General features: G+C 73.1%; 2 protein-coding genes. Both read right to left on the bottom strand.

The window, feature by feature from the left end; translation table 11 throughout:
- A partial coding sequence (tuf, locus tag ETD96_RS43560; RefSeq protein ID WP_138642321.1) for an elongation factor Tu occupies window positions 1-1,110 on the bottom strand: 1,110 nt, incomplete at its 3' end.
- Between the two features lie 343 nt (window positions 1,111-1,453).
- Window positions 1,454-2,093 (bottom strand): MFS transporter (locus ETD96_RS43555; RefSeq protein ID WP_205719759.1); only part of this gene is annotated, 640 nt, incomplete at its 5' end.

Raw genomic sequence — 2,093 nt, 5'->3', positions numbered from 1 at the left:
GGTCATCGCGACCGGCCTGCCCAGCTCGACGGCCATCTCGACGGTGTCGCCGGGCAGCGCCATGCCGCCCTCGCCGCCGAGGTCGATGCCGCCGACCACGTCCGTCGTGCGGAAGTGGAACTGCGGCCGGTACCCGTGGAAGAACGGCCTGGACCGGCCGCCCTCGGCCGCGGTCAGCACCCGGACCCGCGCCCGGAACCGCGTGTGCGGCCGGATCGCGCCCGGCGCGCTGACCACCTGCCCGCGCCGCACCTGGTCGCGCTTGACCCCGCGCAGCAGCATGGCCGTGTTGTCGCCCGCCTCCGCGCGGTCCATGGTCTGCCCGAACGTCTCCAGCCCCGTCGCGACGGTGCCGAACGACTCGCCGAGCCCGACGACCTCGACCGCGTCCCCGAGCCGGACCGAGCCCTGCGCCACGACCCCGGTCACGACCGTGCCGCGCCCGGTGATCGTGAGCACGCTCTCGACCGGCATGAGGAACGGCGCGTCCAGCACCCTGCGCGGGACGGGCACGTACGCGTCGATCGCGTCGAGCAGGTCGCCGATGCGGGCCGTCCAGTACGGGTCGCCCTCCAGCGCCCGCAGCCCGGACACCCGGACGATCGGTATCTCCTCGCCGGGGAACCCGTACTCGGAGAGCAGCTCCCTGACCTCCAGCTCGACGAGGTCGAGCAGCTCGGCGTCGTCCACCATGTCGGCCTTGTTCAGCGCCACCACGATGTGCTCGACGCCGACCTGCCGCGCGAGCACCACGTGCTCCCGCGTCTGCGGCATCGCGCCGTCCTGCGCGGAGACCACGAGCACGGCCCCGTCCACCTGGGCGGCACCGGAGATCATGTTCTTCACGTAGTCGGCGTGACCCGGCATGTCCACATGGGCGTAGTGCCTGGTCGCGGTGGAGTACTGGACGTGCGCGACGTTGATGGTGATGCCGCGGTCGCGCTCCTCCGGGGCTCGGTCGATGCGGTCGAACGGCACCGCCGACGCGAGCCCGCGCTCGGCGAGCACCTTGGTGATCGCCGCGGTCAGCGTCGTCTTGCCGTGGTCGACGTGCCCCATCGTCCCGATGTTCAGGTGCGGCTTGTCGCGCTCGTAGAGCTTCTTCGCCATGGTCTTTCCGTCCTCACGATGCCGAACGTGAGAACCCGCGCGGCGCACGGGCCGCGTTCACTCGGACCACCCCCCTCCGCTGGTTCTCCGGAGGCAGGACGGAGAGGGGTCAGCGTCGGACGCCGTCTGCGGCGACCGCTGCTGCGAAGAAGGCGACCGGCAGCGCGCTCAGCAGGTCGGTGCCTGCGAGCGTCGGAGTGCCGGCCGCGATGAACATGCCCCGCACATTACGGAGCCCGCCGGCGGAAGTCGAAGCATTAAAAAGGAAGCAGCCGGCGCCGCGCTCAGCGGGATGATGACCGCGAGCGTCCGGGCGCCGGCTGCAAGCCTCGCTCTCCGGACATTACGGGCGAATACCATCCACGTCGACCGGTTTTCGGCGCCCGGGGACGTACAGCAGGAGCATGCCCGCCGCCGCGCCGACGAACTGGAAGCCGGCGATCCCCAGCACCAGGCCGACGGGCCCGACCGCGTCCGCCGCGACGGCCGTCAGCGCGGCGCCGAGCGCGGACGCGCCGATCTTCAGGCTGCCCGCCGTCGTGTTGACCTGGCCGAGCCGGTCGGGCGGCGACTCGCGCTGGCGGAGCATCAGCGTCGCCGCGAACACCGGCCCCTCCGCGATCCCCGCCGCGACGAACGCCGCCGTCGCCCACGGCAGCGACGGCGCCACGGCGAGGGCCGCGAGTGACGCCCCGAACGCGACCAGCCCGGCCACCATCACGGGCTCCGCATGCTTCGGCGTCAGCCACCGGCTGGACGCCAGCGACCCGATCAGCGACCCGACCGCCAGCGCGACGAGGAGCCGTCCGCCCGCGCTCGGCGGGGCCCCGATGTGCTCGGCGAGCAGCACCGCCGTCACCGCGACGCCCCCGAAGCCCGTCCAGGCGAGCGTCGTGGCCACCGTCAGCGCCCGCAGGACCCGCCCCTCGACCAGCACGACGAGCCCACCCGTGATCACTGAGAGACCGCCGCTCCTCTCCGCC

Source organism: Actinomadura geliboluensis, assembly GCF_005889745.1.
Lineage (GTDB): Bacteria > Actinomycetota > Actinomycetes > Streptosporangiales > Streptosporangiaceae > Spirillospora > Spirillospora geliboluensis.
The sequence above is the reverse complement of the archived record's forward strand: the minus strand, read 5'-3'. Positions and strand labels throughout refer to the sequence as shown.